Annotated in this window: 8 protein-coding genes; 7 read left to right on the top strand and 1 reads right to left on the bottom strand. The window is 47.1% G+C overall.

Going from position 1 to position 18,187, the window contains the following annotated elements:
* Positions 1–35 precede the first annotated feature (35 nt).
* Together NX722_RS01195 and NX722_RS01190 are read left to right on the top strand one after the other, a co-directional pair.
* Entirely contained in the window at positions 36–9,146 is a 9,111-nt protein-coding gene (locus NX722_RS01195) for a CCDC158 family protein (RefSeq protein ID WP_262566340.1), read from the top strand.
* A 111-nt stretch (positions 9,147–9,257) separates the two neighbouring features.
* Positions 9,258–9,572 carry a hypothetical protein gene (locus tag NX722_RS01190; RefSeq protein WP_262566339.1) on the top strand — a complete coding sequence of 105 codons (315 nt, stop codon included), beginning with the start codon at positions 9,258–9,260 and terminating at the stop codon, positions 9,570–9,572.
* A 61-nt stretch (positions 9,573–9,633) separates the two neighbouring features.
* On the opposite strand, the gene msrB is transcribed toward NX722_RS01190, so the two are convergent.
* Positions 9,634–10,029, bottom strand: coding sequence for a peptide-methionine (R)-S-oxide reductase MsrB (msrB, locus tag NX722_RS01185; protein WP_262566338.1), 396 nt, complete (start codon positions 10,027–10,029; stop codon positions 9,634–9,636).
* 236 nt (positions 10,030–10,265) lie between these two features.
* Here msrB and NX722_RS01180 point away from each other — a divergent pair, with 236 nt between their 5' ends.
* The 5 genes from NX722_RS01180 (at position 10,266) to rnd (ending at position 18,182) form a co-directional block, all read left to right on the top strand.
* Positions 10,266–11,480, top strand: coding sequence for a pyridoxal phosphate-dependent aminotransferase (locus NX722_RS01180; protein WP_262566337.1), 1,215 nt, complete (start codon positions 10,266–10,268; stop codon positions 11,478–11,480).
* Positions 11,481–11,514: 34 nt separating this feature from the next.
* Positions 11,515–11,934, top strand: coding sequence for a hypothetical protein (locus tag NX722_RS01175; protein WP_262566336.1), 420 nt, complete (start codon positions 11,515–11,517; stop codon positions 11,932–11,934).
* Positions 11,935–12,091: 157 nt separating this feature from the next.
* A complete protein-coding gene (gene htpX, locus NX722_RS01170) occupies positions 12,092–12,982 on the top strand; it encodes a protease HtpX (RefSeq protein WP_262566335.1) in 891 nt (296 codons plus the stop codon).
* Between the two features lie 303 nt (positions 12,983–13,285).
* A complete protein-coding gene (locus tag NX722_RS01165; RefSeq protein ID WP_262566334.1) occupies positions 13,286–16,924 on the top strand; it encodes a hypothetical protein in 3,639 nt (1,212 codons plus the stop codon).
* 121 nt (positions 16,925–17,045) lie between these two features.
* The gene (gene rnd, locus NX722_RS01160) at positions 17,046–18,182 is read left to right on the top strand and encodes a ribonuclease D (RefSeq protein WP_262566333.1); all 1,137 of its coding nucleotides are present in this window, start codon (positions 17,046–17,048) and stop codon (positions 18,180–18,182) included.
* Positions 18,183–18,187: the final 5 nt, after the last annotated feature.

Here is an 18,187-nt window from a genome sequence, read left to right as displayed (position 1 = left end):
CGCTTTGTAATTTTTCAGCAGTCTGAGGTAGTAGAATGAGCAACGAACGTCCGAGCTTTATGAGAAGTGCCATTGCAGCGGCGATTAGCTCGTCATTCATTTGTACCGCAGCCTTGTGTAATGATTTTGAGATAAAAACCTTCACCTGGGACGCGAAAAATTCAGGCTTTAATGAAGGGTCTGCCAAAGTCGAACTGGCTCAAACAGACAGTGAAGGTAGCTCTTTCAAGCAGACTATCGGTCAGGCATCCAGGCTGGATGAAAAGAACATGCCTTATTTCAGGCTTCTGGATAAAAAACTGAAAGATTCAGGGGTTGATGTCGTAGTCGAGACAGAAAACAAAGTGACAGAAGAGAAAGGTCAGCTCGCCAGTCACTTTACAGTCAGTATCCAGAAAAATGGAAAAAGTGCTATCAAGATGTCTCGCAACTTAGAATCCGGCGAGACCACATTTTCAATACAGAAAAAACTCCGTAGAGGCCAAAATTTTCATAACGAATTAACGACTTATTTGAAAAAAAAATCTATCAGAACGTTGACTGTTGATGATACGGAAGTCGCGGCCCCCAGTGCTGCAAAAGTCATCTTTGAAAGATTAGCTGCCAACACCCATGCACTGACTCACAAAGGTGTTGATGATTTCACAGAAATAGTCATACACCTTAAAGGTATATCCGATAGCCCTTCATTTATAAACACTGCCTCATCTGCAGCAGAGTCACCTGATACTGCCACTATGGTTGACGTTGATGGTGCCATCGCTGCCATGATGACGGCTTACACTCAGAGTTATCTGGCAGAGTCGGGTGATCCGAAAAAAACTCAGGCTTTACTGAAGTCGATGCTGAGTAATCAGCCAGGCTTTATGGTGGGAGCCAAAGACACTTCTCATCTTGCACAGTTTGAGGATGTCCCGGTTTTTCTCATTCATCAGACCGAAGGCAGCACCCCCAGAGAGATCGAATTAATTCCCCACTCAGCCGCCGCAACTGTCCTTCTTGAGCGACACAAATACCAACAGCCAACCGACAGCTATCAGGATATTACGCTGTCAAGGTCGTCTGCCAAGGATTTGCGAAGCAAGGCTTCTGCGTCTCAATTGCAGCGACTTATCAAGATGAAAGCTCGCAACAAGCACTCAAGTGCTCTGCCCGAAGAGCTGGAGATACAGAAACTGGCTTCTGATCAGGAACTGCTTTTTCTGTGTGGTGCCAAGCTGAGTCACGAGACAAGTTCAAAATCCATGATGACTCTAACGAGCCAGGAGCAAAGTCGGACCGCTCAACGGATGAACTCGAAATCATTACTGACTTACCTCCGCAGTCAGTTTATGAACCATCCCGAAGTTGGGGGCTTTGTGATGGGTGCCGATTTCGAAGAGGCTGTCACTATCCATATGGCTGAACGGGGTGGGACAGCAGATGATCATAAGGACGGCCTCGATCAGACTGATTCGATCTTCAAAAAGAGACACAGATCCAGCAAGCAACAGATCAATGATCATCAGGACAGCCTCGATTTTATTGATGCGTTCTACAGAAAGACACACAGATCCAGCGAGCAAAGGGTCAATGATCATCACAACGCGGCAGAAGCAAAATCATTCGACAAGTATATTCAGGATCTCGCTCAAAAACTGGATCAATTAGTTAGCGAGAAGGAAACAATACAGAAAGAGCTGGAGCAAGCGCTCAGCAATGAGAAAGATGTACAGAACCAACTGCAAAAGAACAAGGAGGAAATGGCTGCCGGAAGTGTCAATCTCGAACAGTTAAAACAGGATAACGCTCGCCTGACTCAGGAACAGCAGGAATTAGCTGACAATAAAGAAGTTTTACAGGCACAACTGAAAAAGACCAGGGATGATCTTGTTGCTGGAAATGCCAATCTGGAAAAATTAAAGCTCGATAACACACGTCTGGCTCAGGAACGGCAGCAATTGGCTGACAATAATGACAATATACAGAGACAACTGAAAGAGAGCAGGGATGATCTTGATAATCACCTGGAAGAATTAAAGCAGATAGAAAAGATACAGAATGACGAATTTATAAAACAGGTTATAGATGACGTTCAACAGGCTCTTGCCCAAGAGGCTGACAAAAGCAAAGAGCTACAGTCCAATCTAGATACGATAAGCAAATTGCCCGGTACAACAGAAGGTAACCGCGATGATAGTTTTCATCCCGATTCTACCCGATATGTGAGAGGAGACACTGCCGGTCTGCTTCATCCGGACATTGTCAGTCACGATGACATTTTATCTAATAACGAATTTCTGACGCTGCAACAGCTGAACTTACCCAAACACATGCCGCCTGACGAAGTTGTTCAAAGGCTGAAGGACATGGCTCCCCTGATGGAGCATTTTGATGGTGAGAGTTCCATAACTCTGGATCAGTTTGCCGACAAATTACCTGACCTCCAGAAACACTATTTTCTGCCCTCCCGGCAAACAGGCGAATCAGGGCAACTTAACCCGGAACTGGAAACAGAATTCGAACAGTACGTTAAAGAAAGTTTCGGCGCTGATGACCCAGCCCCTTTTGTTAACGTTATAGAAAATTTCAACCCTGAAGATGTTCTGAAATTTGGAGTCTATGTCAGAGCTATCAAAAAAATAACTACGCCTCCAACCGAACAGCCACTATTACAACGCCTCAATAGCTATCACATGATGTCCCTGCAGGTCGATGGGCTTGATCACGAAACGCTATCGACGATGTACGAGTACTATAAGCGCGCACCTGAAGAATACTCGGTTATGTGGAACCAGGCAGAGCGGAACAGACTTCAAAAATGGCTAGATGGAACTATCTTCGTGCCTGATGCAGAGGAGCTGAACGACTTCCCTGCATCCCGGTATCTTCCAGACAAAAAACGTCTGAACACTCTTAAAGATATCGCTTCCTATTCTCCCTCACTGACCGCTGAAGCACTTGCCAGCTACGTTCAGGCAGCGGGCAAAGTGATGTATTTCCTGTCTCCTGATCAGCTCGTTCAGTTGCAGCTTGAACTGGAACAAGCCCCTGTACCACAGCAAGCGGATGCCAGTGACTACTCTGTCGTTGAAGATCAATACAAGGAGATTGCACTGCGTTTCAAGATGCCAGAAGCAAGCTGGGAAGACCTGCTTACACTAGCCAGACAACCAGCTGGCTTATGGGAGCATACGTCTAAAGTCATTCAGGAAAATGGTGGAACTAAAGCCGTTCGCCCCGATCATGTCACACCTGAAGAAATGAAGCTGGCGCAATCGACTTTTGATTCAATAACCGTTATTAACACAAGAACATTAAAGGCGCTAAACCCTGGTGCTTATGCAACAAAATTGACAGCACAGGAAATATTACAGGAAGAAACAAATCGTCGTATGAAGGGGCTGACAAAAATTGCCACCGACTCTATCGTCTTCACCTCAGAGCAACTTCAAAGCTACCCTGGTAACAGCGACCTTCTGGACAGAAACTGGGTAGAACCGCTAAAAGCGTTCTATCAAAAACTGGAGGGCCGATTCAACAGAAGAGAGATTGTGCAATATGCAAAACTCCTTGCCAGTTTTTCAGCGGATGAATACAACAGCCTGATTAATACGATCAATGGCGTTATAGATCTGGTTGATCCCAACGAAGGAATTCGCCCCGGGAGTGAAGTTGAATTTGATGATACGCTCACGGGCGCAGCGCTGAAAGACAAGTCAAGAGAAGTTCTGAACTATATACAACTGGCAGGTGAAAACAGTCGAGAGTATCTGGAAGAATTTAAAGTAGAAACTCTGTCTCTTGCTCAACACCCACAAGCTAAAGTGCTGACCGTCGGGCATATTGAAGTAGCAATGCAGGAAGCCGATCCCCAAAAAATTATGGATCAGAGGCAGGTGCTGCGGGACAATCCAAAATATTATGACTTCATGGCAACCAAGCCTGCTGCCCGCTACTGGCTGAGTAAAAATCCTGAACTGCTTTTTGATCCTGAAGCCATAGTAACGCCTGACAAGCACCACGCCATGAGGCACTTTTTTGATAACCTCATCGAACCAGGCACACAGGGTGATTTGGATATGCAACAGGCTCGTATCTACATCCTGGGCAATGTAAACGATATGCTCACCAGAGCGGGATCGGAAGATATCCTTGACCGTCTGGCAAATAGCCCGGAGTTCATTGCTGGCGAACTGGTTGAAACTGACGGCAATACTGTCAGCGTAGATGAGGGTAAATTGAAAGAAGTGGCGGCCGATATCGGAATCACCAGTGACGGCGATAGAGAAATTCTGGCAGACCTTCTGATACTGACCTCTCGTACGCCTGAACGGATAGGTCATATCAAAACAGGTCTGGAAACGCTCAGGGATTCTTTTAAAAATGGACCTGCTGACATCACTCCGGCTCGTCTGGATATGGTCAGAAACCCTTCGGTCGAAGACGTAGACAAGGCATTGAATATTGCCCTGTCTACGAAAACCCAGGATGTATATAAGTCCGCTCTTCAGGCTAAAATTTACAGGGCCACTACACGAAATGAGAAATTTGATCAGGAATACGAGGGATTTAATGCTGTTAATGAGTTGATTGAAACCTATACAGCAGATTCAGACTACAATGCAAAGCGGTTTAAAAGTCAGAAGCAATTAGAAGAAGTTCTTGAAGCCACCAAACAGGACATCAGAGAAACAGAGCTGCCTGCATTCTCAAAAACACCCGAAAAAGAGACTCCATTATATAAGCAGCTGCAAGATAAACATGATTCACTGACGACTGGCAGCAATCTGAAAGAAACCAGAGAGCAAATTGAAAGCTGGAATGATGAGCCACTTGTCAAAAAAACAGATGAGATCCACAAACCTCTGCATCACGTTTATTACGCAAAGCTCCCCGGCGAACAGTATATTCATCCTGACAGCCCCGACATGCTGGATTTCAGCTCCCTGCAAACTCAGCTGAAGACAGCCGACAGTCATAACGGCGGAGATCGTCTTCAGGAAAAGCGGACTTTAGACCAGATATTACAACTCAAGGACCCGAAGGCGTTTCAAACAAAATTTGCTCAATATGCACAAAGCAAAGAAGGCTTAAGACCTTTTGCAGAAGTCCATAACAACATGCTTGAGTTAAATGAATTACTTCAAGTTCCGCAGTGGACTGAAGAACAAAGAACCAGAGCTGTTGAAATTATCACACCCTGGGCGGCAGACAAACGCTCAGAAAACGCTAAGCCATTTAATCAATACATTGCAGCAAAGAGAGGGTTTGCCCGACATTATTTAGATGCTGCCTATAAAGCCTCGTTGGAACAGTCTCCAGATTTCAGGACAAACATTATAAAGGCAATGAACACTCCGATTATGAAAGAGGCCATCACAATCGGAAACATCCGTCACAGTCTGTCTGCCATAAACAATGACCTGTCAGAGCTGGGTGAGTTGCATAAGTCACTACTGACTCTTAAAAGTGCTACAGAAGCATACGATGCATCTGAAATTGAAGGCGTGGAGTCCGTTCAGGGTCTGTTGGCTGATATCAATGAAGATTCAACACCAGACAAAGTAATTGAAGTAGTCAGAAATTTTCAACAATCCGATGAGGCATCACCAATAAACAAAGCCCTGGACATGGTTGATGGTATTGTGGAGACAACAGGTCATATCAGAAACCTCATGATCAAACCTGCCCTTCAAGTCAGTGAGGATGCTGAGGATCTTGACCCGGTTTACCTTAAAAAACATGAGCAGACCATTGAAAACTTCAAGAATAATTATGAAGGGCTCAGTAAGACAGATGTGTGGGAAGAACACGTAAAACAGGATTTCGTTGATTTGACGGATGAAAATGGGTACCCCCTGATTGATAAACTGGAGGAAGTAAAGGCTAAGATCAAAGACCCACAGAGACGGGCAGAGCAAGATCACAATGCTTACTATTCATTTTTCTCAGACCCGGAAAAAACCTTCGAGAACGGAAGAAAAGACCGGTTTAAGATCCAGGAGCTGGAAAAAGAAAATACAGCATTACAAGAACAGCTGGCTAACGGGCCTTTACCTGCCACCCCTGAGTCTTATATCGACTATTACCTGAAGCTGAAACCAGGCAGCTCTGAGTCGCTATTGCTGGGTGATTTACTGAGACTCACTAAGGCAGGAGTTCCTAAAGAATCGTTCCAAAAAATGGACTTCCAGAATCCCCTGGATGCCAGGATGCTTACAGCTCTGGCGAAAAACAAGAACATAGAGCCTAAAGCGTTAGAGGCTATTGCTGTAAGACTGACGGAATCGAACAAGCTTATCAAGCCAATGCTCAATAAACTTGACGAAATCGGAGCGATTAAAACAGCCTCCCACATAGAAAAATTAGAAGCAGTCCTTACTGAAAGCAGTGCTGCCGCTGATCTGGATTTGACGAACTTATCCGGAGTCTCCCGCAAAGCGATGGTGCAGTCGAAAGACTATTACGACTTTGCCATGCCATACATCATTGCTGAAAAGAAAGACCCTGAACTACACGACCAGGTACTGGAAGCATTGACGTTCTACGCTGAAGGCAAACGTGTAGAAGACCCGGCCCAGATCGCCCCTAACCAGGAAACACTGGATAAACTCGGCCTGACCCGGAACAAGTCTGAAAGGTTTCTCGAACGCATCACCGGAAGCTGGAGGCTTGATGACGATCAGACCGTTGCAGATATCATTGAGATAGCACTTCTTGACCTGGCCAATGCAGATCTCTGGAGATACGAGAAGTTCGGTTACAAGGTTCGTCAACAAATTGCAGCAATGAAAGCATACGCCAGTGACAAGATGCAACATTTTGACGCTACCACAGCAAGCGCCAGAAAGTGGTTAATAGACAGTGGCTATACCGCCGGAACCGCTTCCTATCACACCATTGAAAACCTGCTGTACCTGTACTTCAGAAATCGTCTTAATGTCTATCTGGATGATATTGCCTATAACGATGGCAGGGGGCTGATTGCCGCCATTAATGACACAGGCGAAGGGCTGGATGAATTCCTTCTGGCTGCCGGACTGGTTCGCGGAGAACATCAGCAGCAGCTTGTTTCAGATGTCCTGAATTACTTTGGTAAAGAGGCTGTTCGTGTCTACGACGAACACTTCCGGCACATACTGGGAGAGCGTGCCGACTTTATGGACAATGTTCTCAAACCCGTTTCTTTAGCTGTTCAGGCACCTGTCGGGTTTCATGAAGTCGGTGCCATGCTGAAACTTGGCGGGGCTGATAACATCTGGAGCTGGAACACCGCCTGGCACGCCTTTGAGTACACTGCGATTGGTATCATCGTCGACATGACAAGGGGCAACCAGTACAACAAGATGATGATCAACGCCATTGACCCGGCTATGACAAACCTTGCACAGTGGATGGATAGTAAAGCTCCCCTCTACTCCGACCAGTCCAGCCCGGAAGATCAATATTATTCAAAACTCTGGTCTTCAACCGTCAAGCACTGGAATGACTGGCATGACTCCCTGGGACAGCGCTATGGTATAAAAACGATGCGAGCCCCGGCGGAGCTGGCACAAAGTCTGGCTACAACCAGAATCTACGGCGCTGCCTTGATTCCAGCATTAAACCCTATAGCATTCACAAGAACCAATCCTGCTATCAGGGCAGCAAACAAGGCCGCAATGGCTGCCGGGGCTTTTGCCCATGTTCAGCAGGAAGTGTCTTATTGGCAACCCGGGTTTAGATCGGTTGTAGCCTATTATCTGGCCAAAGGCGTTAATGACTGGAGCCGTAACGATCTGGCCGGAACCAAATACCTGCTGGAAGGCCCTGCCGGGATTGTAGATATCATAAATGGCGTCCCCACTAACGCCAAAAACAGCTTGTCCCAGAGTCTCGAGAAAAAACTGCATAAACTGAGCCTTAGTCACCAGGATACCCGTTTTGCTGAAGGCAAAGACCTGGAGGCCTGGACTCCCATCACCAATACAGTGAAAAGTGCAGCCTCTGTCGCTGCAAGGGTTGGCCAGGTAACCGGACTTGACCAACTGGGCGGCTTCTCCCGGGGAACCTATGACAAATTTGGCAAGCCTGATCTTGCCGATCAGGTCAGAAGGCCCAACACCGTATCATCATGGATAGGTACTCTAAGCGAATACACAGCCTGGGCTATGAAAAGCTCCAGAGCCTCAGATGTAGTTCTGTGGGGTTTTGACAAGATCGGATCACCGGTTATGAGCGTTCTTTCAACAGCCTCTGGAGGCATTTCAACAGTGGGTGGCGGCATTGCTTCCGCAGCCCTTACAGCACGGAAGAAGTTACAATCTGTTGAAGAAGTCATCTATGAATCACTGGGTTACCAGCTGGTCAGTAAATCCGGTTCTGAGGTGGCTGACGAACATGACACGTCGCAAACTGTCGAACCGGATCAGATTCCCGACCTGCAACCCGTCACAGACCAGGATGAAAACGACGAAAGCAAAGTCGCTGACGAGATCGCTGCGTCTGAGCAGAGCCAGCCAATTGAGCCACCAGCAACAGAAGATGACGTTAAACAGCCTGAAACTGCCAGTGAAGAAGACAGCGAGGAAGGCAGCGAGGAAGGCAGCGAGGAAGGCAGCGAGGAAGGCAGTGAGGAAGACAGCGAGGAAGACAGCGAGGAAGACAGCGAGGAAGACAGCGAGGAAGACAGCGAGGAAGACAGCGAGGAAGACAGCGAGGAAGACAGCGAGGAAGACAGCGAGGAAGACAGCGAGGAAGACAGCGAGGAAGACAGCGAGGAAGACAGCGAGGAAGACAGCGAGGAAGACAGCGAGGAAGACAGCGAGGAAGGCAGCGAGGAAGGCAGCGAGGAAGACAGCGAGGAAGACAGCGAGGAAGACAGCGAGGAAGACACTGAGGAAGACAGCGAGGAAGGCAGCGAGGAAGGCAGCGAGGAAGGCAGCGAGGAAGACAGCGAGGAAGACACTGAGGAAGGCAGTGAGGAAGATAAACCCTACTACGGTGACGACGATGAAGATGATGCTGTAGACCCTTACGACGACGAAGACGATGATGAAGCCTCTGACGAAGAGAGCAATGAAGAAGGTATCAGTGATAGTCCGGACGTTAATGCCGACACCATGGCAGCGCAGGACGGGGGGATTGAAGAGCAACCACCAATCGAAAGAGCCGCACGTCGCTAATCTCTGAAACCTGAGGGGAGAGATGAGCCTTTCCCCTCGTTACCACACCACTTAATTGTCGTAACAACTTTTCATAACAACTTTTCATAACAACGTGCAGAGACATTGACTATGAAACCATTAGGATTGCGCTTTCTTCCCGCAGCACTATTGACCATCCTTGTTGCTCTGGTGTCCTCGTTAACCTTTGCCGACATGGACGACCAGTTTGAAGACAGTCAGGGCTCCTATTACCAGAACGCAACATCGGAGCAGGAGACGGAAGACTATTACATGAACACAGGCTCTGAAGAAGAGTCAGATGCTGACAATGAGTACCAGGGCCATATGTACTACCAGAATCAGGAAGAAATGGACATCGATGAGGAAGAAATGGATGGCGTTTATAACTATTATGACGATGACGAAGAGGACGGTGAATACTGATACCAATTCCATCCTCTGAACATGAATTGCGCAGCCATTTTGAGCTGCCAAAGATGGGCTTTTATTCCTCAGTGTCGCGGAAGCTCAGGGCAACCGAATTCATACAATAGCGATGACCTGTTGGCTCAGGCCCATCCGGGAACACATGCCCGAGGTGTGCATCGCACCGGGAGCAACGAACCTCGGTTCGTTGCATGCCATTGCTGTGATCTTCCAGAAAAACGACAGCCTTCTGATTCACAGCCTGCCAGAAGCTGGGCCAGCCACACCCCGCATCAAACTTGGTCTTTGAGTCGAACAGAACCTGGTCACAACAGACACAGTGATAAATCCCGTTTCTGTCAAACACAGCATACTCACCAGAAAAAGGGGCTTCTGTACCAGACTGGCGACAAATCCTGAACTGCTCGTCGGTCAGCTGCTCACGCCACTGAGCCTCTGTTTTCTCTACTTTCATCGTTTACTCTCTCCTCAGGTCAATGGCTGAGAATTAATACAGCGGGCTAGACATCCATAGAAGACGACGATAAATTACCCTGCAATAGTGTCTTTTTTCAAACAATAGCTCGAAAAAAATCGACAAAAATCAGAATTAATCCTTTACTTCGTTCCTCTCAGACTCTTAACTGCATAACAGAGAGTTTTATCAGAAAGGAACGCTCGCCAGCAGGAAGTAGTATTACCGGTATCCCCATGAAGGCAATTGAAAAATCTCTGAAACTGGATAATGTCTGTTACGACATTCGCGGTCCAGTATTGCGTGAAGCAAAGCGCCTTGAAGAAGAAGGCCATCGAATTCTGAAACTGAACACCGGTAACCCAGCAGCCTTTGACCTTGAAGCACCTGAAGAAATCGTTCAGGACATGATCCGGAACCTGCCCAATGCCCAGGGATACTCAGATTCCAGAGGTCTGTTTTCAGCCCGCAAGGCCATTATGCAATATTGCCAGCAGAAAAACTTCCCACAGGTTGAGCTGGACGACATCATCATTGGCAACGGTGTCAGCGAGCTGGTCGTAATGGCCATGCAAGCCTTACTGAACAATGGTGATGAGATGCTGGTGCCGGCACCGGATTACCCATTATGGACAGCTGCCGTCAACCTGTCGGGCGGAAGGGCAGTGCATTACCTGTGCGACGAACAATCCGACTGGTATCCGGACATTGAAGATATTCGCAGTAAGATCACCTCGAAAACCCGTGGCATTGTTGTTATTAACCCCAACAACCCGACAGGAGCCGTTTACCCTGAAGAGCTGCTGGAGCAAATCGTACAGCTCGCCAGAGAACATGGCCTGATCATTTACGCTGACGAAATCTACGACAAAATTCTTTACGACGGAACAGAACACACAGCAATGGCCTCCATCGCAGATGATGTGCTGTGTATATCATTTAACGGCCTGTCCAAGTCTTATCGTGCAGCAGGCTTCCGGGCAGGCTGGCTTATTGCCAGTGGCCCAAAACATCTGGCCCGGGACTATCTTGAAGGTCTGGAGATGCTGGCTTCCATGCGCTTGTGTTCGAATGTGCCAGCACAATACGCTATCCAGACCTCTCTGGGGGGCTATCAGAGCATTAATGACCTGCTGCTTCCGGGAGGCAGACTGCTGGAACAGCGTAATACTATCTACAGCCTGCTGGACCAGATTCCCGGGGTATCCTGCGTCAAACCCAAAGGCGCACTGTATGTCTTCCCTAAACTGGACCCAAAGGTTTACCCGATACACGACGACGAAAAGCTGATTCTGGATCTGCTGCTACAGGAAAAAATTCTGCTGGTTCAGGGAACCGCCTTTAACTGGCCAAACCCCGATCATCTCAGAATCATCACTCTTCCCAGGGTAGAAGACCTTGAATCGGTTGCCACTAAGCTTGAACGTTTCCTGGGTCGATATAAACAATAATTCCTGACAAACTTGCCGATGCACCGGGGAGATCATGGCTGATATTCATATTGATGACTTCTACCACGACTGCACCCGGATTCTGGTGCAGCTGTATGAAGCTTTCCCCCGTCTGACATCGGTTTATATTGACGATATCATCGGTCGCTTTGAAACCGACGAATACGGCATCCCTTCACGCCGCCATCAGGCCTGCTTCGACACCCTGTTGTGGCTGGCGGCAGAAGGCTATATTCGTTACCTGGACCGGGTTCGCCTTGAAGGGCTGGATCAGGTAGTACTCTCTGAAAAAGCCTTTCTACGCCTGAATCAACTCATACCTTTCGAGCCTGACTCATCAACACCTGCCAGCATTGTCCGCAAACGTTCGAGCCTGGCCTGGGCGTTGAAGCAGGCATTAAAGTCCGGCAGTAGCGAGACTATCTGCCTGGCGGCCCAGCGCTTCTTTTTATGAAGAAGAAAGCGATTTTGAATACTCCTTCAGCAAACTGTAAAAGTAATCAATCTCTATTGCTAAACACTTCAACTCACATCATATTTCCAATATCTAATGGCCTGATTTATGAACTGTCGGGTCAACTATTGAACCAATACAGGTATCAAATCTTGTAATGAAAAGAATACTGCTATTTCTGGCCACAAACCTGGCGGTTATGCTGGTGGCAAGCATCACGCTTAACATTCTGGGTGTCGGCCGCTATCTGACCGCTAACGGGCTGGACATGGGCGCGCTGCTGGCGTTCTGTGCCGTATTCGGATTCGCCGGCTCCTTTGTCTCCCTGATGCTGTCTAAAACCATGGCCAAAATGGGTACCGGCACCCAGATTATTGATCAGCCACGCACAGCTCAGGAACGCTGGCTGCTGGACACCGTTAAAGAGCTGTCGGACAAAGCCGGTATCGGCATGCCGGAAGTTGGCATTTTCCCTTCACCGGAGTCCAACGCTTTTGCCACCGGCTGGAACAAAAATGCTGCCCTGGTAGCGGTCAGCCAGGGCTTGCTGGATCGCTTCAGTCCAAGAGAAGCCCGGGCGGTTATCGGGCATGAAATTGGTCATGTTGCCAATGGCGACATGGTCACCCTGAGCCTGATTCAGGGGGTGGTTAATACCTTTGTCATGTTCTTCGCCCGAATCATTGGCTACGCCGTCGACAGTTTTCTGCGTCGAGACGATGAAAACTCTGGCGGGGTGGGTATCGGATATTACATCACCAGCATCGTGGCAGAAATTGTCCTGGGGATTCTCGCCAGCGCCATTGTCATGTGGTTCTCCCGCCAGCGGGAATTCCGTGCTGACCAGGCTGGTGCCGAACTGGCCGGTCGCAGTGATATGATTGCAGCGCTTGAGCGCCTGCGTTCTGAATACGACGCCCCCAGTGTGATGCCTGCCACCATGAGTGCCTTTGGTATTCGCAGTGGTCTGAAGAGCGGCATCGCCGCCATGTTCACCAGCCATCCACCGCTTGAAGACCGGATTCTGGCGTTACAATCCTCTCGTTAAACAAACAAACGGCGAGGGCAATCATGCTACCCTCGCCGCTTATTCCTCATCCCCCACCTCTTCCCCCAACTACTCGCCTGAAAATTCACTAAAAGACGCCCTCAGATAAAATAGTTATCCAACACCTGATTCTTCGGCTATTTTTTATTTCTGTTCTAATTCCCGGCCAATTGAGAAAAGTTACCTTAACGAATAAAGATTATAATCATGCCTGAAAATAGACACCTGGTATCATTCTTATTTGCTCTGTACTTAAGCTTAATGCCCTTCCGGGCAGTCTGGCCCGGCATACCAGGCTGGAGCATGGTCATTGCGACCAGCAGTCTTGGCAGAGAGGAAAGAACCCTGATTGTTTCACTTCAAAAAGAAGGGTTGAATGATGACTTCTCAGGCCGGCGTTCAGAATCGGATGATACACTTTATTCCGGATTTACTCCAAGTCACGAAATATCTTTATTAAGGCTGCAAGGGAATGGCTATATAGAAGAAATATATCTGCAGAATCAGGGTAATGACAGGATCCCAATAATCCCGGGTAATATTTTTTCCCGCAACGATGCTTACAATCATAACCTCTGGAACCGGCAGTCACGGCATGCGTTGCTGGTGATACCTTCGCTGAATCAACAATTGCCAGAAAGCAATCCATCTAATTCCAGCAATGGGGATTTACTCACTTTCTCATTTTCTCATTCAAACTTAGAGAATTTTAATACTGTTGGCTGTAATAATAATGCCTTACATTTTTTAAGGCATGATGATCAATGGACTTTATTCATCGAACTGTACCGTTTAACCGGACAATGCCTTATAGATCTGCCTGAAAGCACGCCTGTGAGTTTAATATCTGCAGAATTAACCGGCCACTCCAAAACCGTAAAGCTTCCCTTAGAAGCGACCCCTCCGAATACAACAGAACAGGCGACAGAAAAACATCCGGCACCCACCCCTTCAGCTGAAGCAATCGCTCAAGATTCAGCCCTGGTCGTCTATCTTTCTCCAGCCACCATTGGTGAGCAGTTATATGACCAGCATTATGAGATGCTTTACACCACCCGGATCTGGTTAATAGCCAGAAGTCAGGCTGACAGCAATACTGAGCTTAACAACCACAAGTTAGTATTATCAGAAAACTTTAAATTTAACGCACCACCTGAAAAAGATCATTTAAAATCAAATCACAAAAAACCAAAAAAAACTACTCTGGAGCAAATCACACATTTATCAAACCGCCTCGATAAAAAAGTCGACAAACTGTCAAACCTAAGTGAGACTGAAATTGAAAATTTACAAAACTCAGTGCCATTTATTGAGATTACTGAGCAGTTAGTCAGTAAAATAGATGAAATCAAACCGTTAATAATCTCTTCTAAAAAAAGGTCAAATAATAACAATTTCAGTCACAAACAAAAAACACATTCAATTTACAGGACAATTCTTTCAGCCATTAACCTTCTATCTGTTATTATTGCAGAACATAACTATGAAGATATTTCCAGTGAGATTACCGTTAACGGTGAGAAAAAAACTCTTATTGATGTTATTGCAGAATGCTACAGCGCCCTACCATCTTTATTAACTGAAGATGAAATATCCCTTCACCGATTCAAGTCAATTAATGATCAAGTTAACACAATACTAACCGAAACCACCTCCACTATTGAAACGCAGCCAAATAATGAAAATTTTAAAAAACGGTCACACAGCGCCTTAGCAAAAATATTCAAAACCATTATTTCCAATGACTGGCATTTTCAAAACGATGCCTTTACATACAACCTATTCAGCATAGCGGGTCAGGTTTTTATTAATGAAAGTAACGTGGAACTTATGTTTCTCCTTGCTCAGCATTTGAGTGCACACTATAACAAAGACACATACAACAATTATGATCAGGATAATAAGAAATTTTTTACCGATGATTTGTTTGATTTAATTTGGAGAAAGTTTAAAGAATTAATGCCTCGTATTGACATACCCACCAAACAGTTATACGACTTCGAACAACAAGCAAGGGATATAGACATCGATACCAACGGATGGATTGGTCATATTAACAGCTATGAACAGGCGAAACAGAACCTGAGGTCGAACAAAGAAGCCATTCTGGACCAACAAGCCCGGGAGAATGCTGATAATCTGATAAAAGAGATGGAAGAAATACATCAAAAAAATCAGGAAAAACTCCGTAAAGCAAGGCAAGCCAGAAGTCAGAGAGCTGCTAAACCTACAATAAAAACAGACCAGGCAGAGCCTGCCAAAACACTTTCAGACACCGCAATAACAGAAACTACTCCGGATGCCAAACCGCTGCCAGAAAAACCCGAACCCTGGGAACAGCTTTACCAAAAAGGCATTCATGAACTCACCAGCCACAACTTTGAGGCGGCGCATTCTTTTTTCCAGGAGGCATTAAACGCCCAACCCGGACTCCTGAATGAAGCAACTATCTATTCAGCTATCGCAGATACCTACTTTGTACCCGGAGAGGCACAGCAGAAAGCGATCCGCCAGGCTTTTGCTCAAACACAGGTTTTACTCAATAAAATGCGCCATGCCACTGATCAGCCAATAGATAAACAACAACTAAACAACCTCTCAGAGCAGTTTCTCAGCCTTGCAGAAAAGATGGATAAGCCCATTAAACACTCTGCTGAAAACCATCTTAAATCGATACAATGTCTGGAGGCAGTGCCTGCCCAACAATTAGAGGAGATCTCTGCAAAAGATCATGCCAGTGGGTTACTCGCCATTTTAAAGCAGGAGGGAGAGCAGCTTGAGCAGATAAAGAAACTTATATCAGAAGGCATAGATACGCTACTTACAACTTATGACCTCAGAAAGGACTTTATTCTTAATATGTCATCCGGCACACCACCTAAAGCCAAAACGAGTAAATTGCCTTCGGAAGAAGCAAGATACAAACAGTCTCTTCTGTCATTAAAAAATCAGCTAAACTCCGGGCATCGGACAGAAAAACCTCAAACAACCGCAAAAACACAGCGTTCTCAAAACAGGCAAATCATCAGCCCTGAACCCGATACATATTTCAGTTCATTCTTTCAAGCTCTTGAGCAGGCCGATAAAATCGGGCAAAACTGGAAACTGGAAACTCACAGTGCAGTTGCGGAAGTCGACAGTCATACTCAGAAAATAAACAGGGATTTGATCCAAACATTTTATAAAGAGAACCCTGGCTTCAGCTTCAAAAAACTCAGAAAACCTCATAAGGGAAAACTTATCAAGCCCTCAAATATTCAGTCACTTCTCAAACAGTTAGGTAACAATGAGTCATTTTCATACAACGCTCAGCCACAGCCGAATGGCTTTCTGAATCATTTCCTTACCTCACACAACAGGGCAGTTGCTGACGTTGATGCCGATCATTTTTGTATGTTCAACGCCATCACACTTTGGCTTAGTCATAATCGAGAGGCCACCTCTGCCTTTCCGGGCATTCAAAATGGGCAGGATCTATTTCTTGCTTTAGCACCCTACGCTATTGAGCTGGCTGCGCAACACCCACGAAACAGCGTACTCAATGCCATTGCCGCCGCTTTTTATGTTAAGGAGCCCAATATTCAGCTATGGGGATCCAACGATATGCTGCACACCCTGATATCTCCAATACTGGGTGTCCCGGTTATCGTGTTTGATAACGGGCAGATCGAAGCAAGCCGTGTCATTAATGCGATGTTATACGATAACTCAGGCAGTGTGCATGTTATTGAACAGGATCAGATATTCAATGTAATGACCAGCAACACACTGGTGCTGGTACATAGCTCTAACCACTGGATGACTGTATTGCCGACACCAGAACGTCACGACACTACTGAAACCCTCCCCGATCCCGCCGAACGTCTGCTGAACGCTCCATTGCTGCTCAACCACCAGGAATCAGTGCCTGTTGGTACTTCTGCAATTATTGATTCCCATTAAATCCCCACTTTTTTTGTGCTCATGGCTGTTTCTTGCGCTCATGGCTTTTTCTTGCGCTCATGGCTGTTTCTTGCACTCATGGCTGTTTTATAATGGGCATTTACTCTGACAGTGGTCAATTATGCCAGTATCACATCCTGATCCCATCTGGGTTACAGACAACGACACTCTTGCCACGTACTGCACCCAATGGTTGAAACTGGATGCGATAGCGCTGGACACCGAATTTATCCGCACCGATACCTTCTACCCCAGACCCGGCCTGATTCAGCTGGGTACAGGTCAGGACGTGTTTCTGCTGGACCCGTTGAAAATTGATAACTGGCAGCCATTTGCCCGGCTGCTTGGCAGTGGACAGGTGGTCAAGGTTCTGCATGCCTGCAGTGAAGATATTGAAGTTTTCTGCATCCTGACCGGCGACAAACCCGCTGCCATTTTCGACACCCAGCTGGCAGCGTCCTATGCCGGACTGGGTCATTCACTGGGCTACCAGAACCTGTTGAAAACGCTTCTGGACATTGACCTGCCAAAAGACGCGACACGCTCCGACTGGCTGCAACGCCCTTTAACCGACAGTCAGGTCAGCTATGCAGTCCTTGATGTGGTTCATCTGCTTGAGGTGTATCACCTGCTGAAACAACGCTTGCAGCCAGTGCCTCACTGGAACTGGCTGCTGGAAGACTGCGCCAGCCTGTCTACCGGCGATCTCTACCCGAAGCCTGAAGAGCAGTGGAAAGAGGTTAAACGCGCCTGGCAGTTACGACCAAAACAGTTGTGCATACTCAAGGCTCTGGCTGAATACCGTGAGCGTGAAGCCCGTCGCAGCAATGTCACCAGAAACCGGGTGATACCCAAAGGATCATTGTGGCCGCTGGCACGCTATATGCCTGATAATATACGTTCACTGTCGGCTATTCAGGACATGCGTCACTCTGTTGTCCGCCACTATGGGGAAGAAATTCTCAGCCTGATCAAAATGGCCAGTGAACTACCGGGAGAGCAGCACCCGGAACCACTGCCAGCCCCTTTACCCAAAGCCGCAAAAGAGCATGGCAAACGGGTCAAACGATACACCAGCCAGAAAGCAGAAGAACTTAACCTCCCTGTCGAGTTGCTGATGCTGGGCAAAATTCTGACCCCCATGCTCCGCAGCCGACTGGAGCACGGGTTGTTCAAACTGCCGGAACAATTGCAGGGCTGGCGTCGCACCGTTTTTGCTGAACCCCTGGTTGAGCAGCTGAATCAGCCTGAACAATAACGAAG

This window comes from Endozoicomonas gorgoniicola (genome assembly GCF_025562715.2).
GTDB classification, from domain to species: Bacteria; Pseudomonadota; Gammaproteobacteria; order Pseudomonadales; family Endozoicomonadaceae; genus Endozoicomonas_A; species Endozoicomonas_A gorgoniicola.
Note: the sequence above shows the minus strand (reverse complement) of the source record. Positions and strands in the feature narration are given on the sequence as shown.

Excerpts from the sequence above, each read along its gene's own strand:
- NX722_RS01195 (WP_262566340.1), top strand. The coding sequence starts at position 36 with ATGAGCAACGAACGTCCGAGCTTTATGAGAAGTGCCATTGCAGCGGCG.
- NX722_RS01190 (WP_262566339.1), top strand. The coding sequence starts at position 9,258 with ATGAAACCATTAGGATTGCGCTTTCTTCCCGCAGCACTATTGACCATC.
- msrB (WP_262566338.1), bottom strand. The coding sequence starts at position 10,029 with ATGAAAGTAGAGAAAACAGAGGCTCAGTGGCGTGAGCAGCTGACCGAC.
- NX722_RS01180 (WP_262566337.1), top strand. The coding sequence starts at position 10,266 with ATGAAGGCAATTGAAAAATCTCTGAAACTGGATAATGTCTGTTACGAC.
- NX722_RS01175 (WP_262566336.1), top strand. The coding sequence starts at position 11,515 with ATGGCTGATATTCATATTGATGACTTCTACCACGACTGCACCCGGATT.
- htpX (WP_262566335.1), top strand. The coding sequence starts at position 12,092 with ATGAAAAGAATACTGCTATTTCTGGCCACAAACCTGGCGGTTATGCTG.
- NX722_RS01165 (WP_262566334.1), top strand. The coding sequence starts at position 13,286 with ATGGTCATTGCGACCAGCAGTCTTGGCAGAGAGGAAAGAACCCTGATT.
- rnd (WP_262566333.1), top strand. The coding sequence starts at position 17,046 with ATGCCAGTATCACATCCTGATCCCATCTGGGTTACAGACAACGACACT.